Origin of the sequence: Chitinophaga sp. (genome assembly GCF_036569125.1) — a bacterium.
GTDB lineage: Bacteria > Bacteroidota > Bacteroidia > Chitinophagales > Chitinophagaceae > Chitinophaga.
On the sequence record NZ_DATCRF010000547.1, the window covers coordinates 1 to 5492 of the forward strand.

Sequence of the window (5492 nt, forward strand, 5' to 3'; positions counted from 1 at the left end):
GCCCGTTAGTGTCAGCGCGCAGGAGGCCGTACCTTTCTGCTGCAGCTGACTGGCATCCATTTTAAAGCCCACTTTGCGGGTGCTCATAGGCGCGATGTCGGGCAGGGTGCTTACCACTTCTTTGCCCTGTATGCCGGCGCTGATCTGCAAGCCTTTCAGGGCTTGTTTGCTGGTGTTAATAATCACTACCGCGCCCCATAGCTCTGTATTGGATTTACCGGTTACAATAAACGGCAGGGTAGAATCAGCGGTGCTCAGGTACACAGGTTTAGCCGGAAATAGCAGCTGCGCCTGTATGCCCTGCCTGCCAAAGCTGCGGGCCGTGCGCACATAAAATTCATTCAGTCCTTTCTTCAGCTGAACAGGCGTATACATCCAGCCATAGCGGTAAATATCGCCGGCATGCGGTTCTCCGTTCACATACACCATCTGGTGCCCGGTGATATTCAGCACGGCTGTTTGTGCCGCAGGCGCATCATAGGTAAGGTACAGGTACCCGTTGTTGATCAGGCGGCCTTTGAACATACCGGCGCTGTCGGCCTCAATGGGGTTCCACTTGCCCGGCGTATTATCCAAACCAGGTACGCTGCCGCCGGCTGCCGGTGTGCCAGGCTGCCCGGCGTACAGCAGGTAGGCCAGCTGGTCGGTAAATAGCGCCTGCCGCCCGTATTGATGACTGGGGCCGCTGATCAGTCCCCTGGTAAAAGTGTAACGGTCCTGGGCATACGATAAAGTGCATACCAGGAAAAAAATCCATAGTAATAGGGTCCTTCTTATCATAAATACAACTGTTTGTCCGTTCAAAATAGGCAATTAGGACGGTTTATCCCACCACCCACTTTAGTGTTATCCCGGAATTGGAAGGACATACTTATCAACGCAAAGCACATTTGCAAATATTTTAATTTAAGTTTTTGTTATAAAGTGATCAGAATTGTCACTATTTTATGATGCAAAAAGAGGGAACAATGCTTTGGGGGAAGCGGGACTGCTTTTACAACCAAATGCCGACATGAACACATTAGATGCAGTATTAGTAGAACGGTTACATGAAAATGAAGTAGCCGCGTTTGATACCCTGTACTGGAAGTATCACGAAGTAGTTTATCGCAACATCCTGAAGCTCGTGAAAGAGACAGCAGTTGCAGAAGACATTTTACAGGAGGTTTTTATCAAGCTGTGGGAAAAAAGACAGGAGATCAGGGCATCGCAGTCAGTAGCAGGCTGGTTGTTTGTGATCAGTTTTAATCTGTCTGTGAATTACAGCCGCAAAAAGCTGCGTGAACAAACCTTTCACCAGAAGCTCCTGGCCCTTGCTCCGGGCGAAGAATCCGGAACAGACCGTAAAGCCCTGCAGGAAGTGCAATACCATTTACTGGAGCAGGCCATCGCAGAACTATCGCCCCAGCGCCGCCGTATTGTAACCCTCTGTAAGCTGGAAGGCAAAACCTATGAGGAAGTAGCAAATGAGCTTAATATTTCCCGGAACACCGTTAAAGAACATCTATCCGCAGCCATGGTTAAACTCAACGATTACATCCAGAAGAATGCAGAACACAGGTATGTGCTGTTATTCCTTCTCTTCCTGAACCGCGACTGGTGAAGGTTCACACATCAGGAACACCCTGTTTCGTATTATTCTAAATAATATATGAAATTTCTGGAAGGAACACCCACCCTTTTTTTACACTTCATTGTATTTAAATTAAACAACCGACAGCGTGCACAATAGGAAGGAATATCTCAGGCATTTATTACATACAGAGGAATGGACGATTGCTGAGAAAGAATGGATGCTGCAGTATTTGGATGAGAACGATCTTTCAGAGCTTGAAGCATTAGCCGCAGAAGAATTCAATACCGACCTGGAGACCGTTAAACATACGCTCGACAGGAAAGTTTCAGAAGATCTTTTAGAGCGCATTCACCGGGATATGGATATACCCGCGCCGCACCTTTCACAACCAAAAAGGAATACGGCCAGGATCTATATGCGATGGGCAGCAGCGGCAGCAGCCATTTTGTTAGTAGCAGGTATCGGCTTTTATACCCTTACCCGCCAGTCTGTTAAACCACAGGTGGTAGCAACAAATAAGGAACGTAAAACAGTAAAGCTGCCGGATGGATCGCTGGTATCGCTGGAACCCGGTTCCACACTGGAATACCCGGAGAGCTTTAGTAAAGATACACGTGAGGTAAGCTTAAAAGGAGAAGCGTATTTTGAGGTAGCGCATAATGATAAACAACCTTTTGTTATTCATTCCTCCCTCATAAATACCACGGTGCTGGCCACCACTTTTAATATAGAAGCCAGGGATGCCGGCGCCGCAAGGGTAGTAGTAGTAAGCGGCCGCGTACAGGTACAGGCAAAAGGCCAGGCCGCAGGAAGGGATCAGGCAATGATCATTACCGCCAACAAAAGCGCCGTATACAGCAAAGCAACCGACCAGCTGCAAATGCTGGATGCTGAAGACGATGCCCGCTTTTATGCGCAGAAACGCTCCGGTAAGTTCATGTACAAAGGCGTAACGCTGGATAAAGTGGTCAGTGACCTGGAACGGTATTACAATACCACCATCATTACCCACGAAAAGATCCGCCATTGTGTATTTAACGGAGATTTTAACACAACCGATGATATAGATAAAGCGCTTACCTTGATTGCGATCTCATTAAATGCGAACATACGTAAGGACAGTAGTATCAACAGCTACACAATAACCGGTGGCAGCTGTTTATAAGAAGGTTACAGCAAATAACACAGTAGAAGAAACCTAGTTGAATTGAAAACCAAACTAATCGCCAGTATGAAAATTTCCCTATTGTCAGACCCGGGATAACCATTAACAGACAAGGTTAATCCAAACAGAAAAACCCTGTTTTGCAGAGAATCTATTGTTATCTGGTTTTCTGAACGAACCGGAATGGGCTTCCTTTGCCCGGTAACCAGCCATAGTGGCATAATAGAAGTAATACAGAATTAGAGTCAACCAAAAAAACTAATCAGATGATGGAGCTGTTACGACAACCGCAACCCGGTTAGTCAAACTTATTTTTTACAAGGTTAATAATCCGTAAGAACGTTGCGCTGTTTTACAGCTGCTAAACTATTGCCTGGACTTTAAGTAGCCCGGGACGGAGATCCTATTTCCTTAACGGTACAAGTGTTCTGAGCAACCAACGGAACGCTAATGGAGAAGGTATGCCCTGCCAGCTGTACTCAACGCTAATATACAATAAAGTGAAACATGCGCATTAAAAAGACGCTCTATTTAAAATTATCACTGGTACTCCTGTTCATGCTGGGCGTGATGAAAAGCCCGGCAGCAGGCGTAAGGAGCGCGCAAAATGCGCTCGACAAAAAGATCACGGTCGAATTAAAAGATGTAGTGCTGAAAGATGCGCTGGAACGGATTGCAGACCTGGCCTCCATTTCTTTTGTATATGTAAATACCGAAGCCCTGGAAGCCAACCGCGTAAACCTGCATGCACATGATGAAAAAGTAGGCGCCTTGCTGGATAAGCTGCTTACGCCGTACGCCCTTTCTTACTCCGTAGTATATGACCGCGTTGTTATCCGCAAAAGCGAGAAGAAAACAATACGTCCTGAAGAAGGCTTATCTATCAGGGCCATTACCACTCCGCAGCAGAAGCAGACCATTGATGTAAAAGGCGTGGTAACCTCTGAAAAGAAAGAGCCGCTGGTAGGCATTTCCATCGGGGTAAAAGGTACCTCCCGCGGTACCATGACCAATGAAAAAGGTGAGTTTGAATTTAAACGCATCAGCAGCGATGCCATCCTGGTGTTCAGCGGTACCGGCTATAAGCTGGAAGAGCTGAACCTGGCCACTTACAAAGGCGGCACACTGGCTATACAATTAACGGAAAAGCCTACACGCTTAAATGAAGTAGTGGTAACCGGCTTTCAGAATATAGATAAGAACAAATTCTCCGGCGCCGCCACCCGCTTAAAAATGGAAGATGCCAAAATGGACGGCGTGGTGGATGTAAGCCGTATGCTGGAAGGCCGCGTTGCCGGGGTGGCCATCCAGAACGTGTCCGGTACATTTGGCACCGCGCCTAAAGTACGCGTACGCGGCGCCACCTCTATTAACGGGGATAACAAACCCTTGTGGGTAGTAGATGGTGTGGTGCTGGAAGATGTAGTGAATATCTCAAATGATCAGCTGTCCAGCGGTGACCCTACCACTTTGCTGGGCTCCGCCGTTGCAGGCCTTAACTCCAATGATATTGAAAGCTTCGACATCCTGAAAGATGCCGCCGCTACGGCGTTATACGGCGCGCGCGCCATGAACGGCGTAGTGGTGATCACCACCAAAAAAGGACGTGTAGGCAAACCCGTTGTAACCTACACGGGCAACTTCAGCACACAGCTGAAACCTACCTACAGCAACTTTAATATCATGAACTCTGCACAGCAAATGTCTGTGCTGGGCGAGCTGGAACGCAAAGGCATCCTTAGCTCCAACATCCTTTCCCGGGGCGATGTTGGCGTGTTCGGCAAAATGTACGAGCGCCTGAACGGCGACGATGCCGGCAACATTCCGCTGGAAAACACCCCGGAAGCCCTGCGCGCCTTTTTAATGCGTTACGGCAAAACCAATACCGATTGGTTCGACCTCCTGTTCCGCAACAACTTTATACAGGAACACTCCGTCAGCATCTCAAGCGGTACGGATAAGTCGCAGTCCTATTTCTCCACCAGCTATTACAGTGATAATGGCTGGACTATCGGCGATAAGGTGACCCGCTACACCATGAACTACCGCAATAACTATAAATTTTCTGACCGGCTTTCAGCCGGTTTCTCCACCTTAGGTTCGGTACGCCAGCAACGCGCTCCCGGCGCATTGTCGCGCACCAGCAACCCCGTAGAAGGGCAGTATGACCGTGAGTTTGATATTAACCCCTTCAGCTACTCCCTGAATACCAGCCGCACCTTAACCGCTTATGATGAGCAGGGCAAGCTGGAATATTTCAGAAGGAACTTTGCCCCCTTCAATATTATTAACGAGCTGCAGAACAATTACCTGAGCCTGAACATGATCGATCTGCGCCTGCAGGGCGATCTGGCCTTTAAGCTCAATGATCACCTGCGCTATGAGTTCGTAGGTGCGTTACGGTATGTTAAATCGTCCCGCGAGCACCAGATCACGGAAAATGCCAATATGGCCAATGCCTACCGCGCCAATGGCAACGCCACCATTGCAGCAAACAATAAGTTCCTGTACCGCGATCCGGATAACCCGGACGGTCAGCCCGTTGTAGTGCTGCCTTACGGCGGCTTTTACAACCGTTCGGAAGATCAGCTGGTGAACTACGATTTCCGCAACAGCTTAACGTACACCAATACATTTTCAGAAAAGCATAACGTGAATGTGCTGGTAGGCCAGCAGGTGAAGTATGCCGACCGTCAGGCATCATCCAACACCGGTTACGGCTACCAGTACAACAACGGAGGTGTACCCTTC

At 48.4% G+C, this 5492-nt stretch carries 3 protein-coding genes and 1 pseudogene; 3 read left to right on the forward strand and 1 reads right to left on the reverse strand.

Annotation, left to right across the window (positions count from 1 at the left end):
* Positions 1-780 (reverse strand): annotated as a pseudogene (locus VIM87_RS20560) (alpha/beta hydrolase); the annotation flags it as partial.
* A 232-nt stretch (positions 781-1012) separates the two neighbouring features.
* Here VIM87_RS20560 and VIM87_RS20565 point away from each other — a divergent pair.
* From VIM87_RS20565 to VIM87_RS20575, 3 genes are all read left to right on the forward strand, one after another.
* Positions 1013-1603 (forward strand): RNA polymerase sigma factor, encoded by a 591-nt coding sequence (locus VIM87_RS20565; RefSeq protein WP_331998822.1) that lies wholly within the window; start codon positions 1013-1015, stop codon positions 1601-1603.
* Between the two features lie 118 nt (positions 1604-1721).
* The gene (locus VIM87_RS20570; protein ID WP_331998823.1) at positions 1722-2741 is read left to right on the forward strand and encodes a FecR family protein; all 1020 of its coding nucleotides are present in this window, start codon (positions 1722-1724) and stop codon (positions 2739-2741) included.
* Positions 2742-3248: 507 nt separating this feature from the next.
* The coding region (locus tag VIM87_RS20575) for a carboxypeptidase-like regulatory domain-containing protein (RefSeq protein WP_331998824.1) at positions 3249-5492 on the forward strand (2244 nt) is incomplete at its 3' end.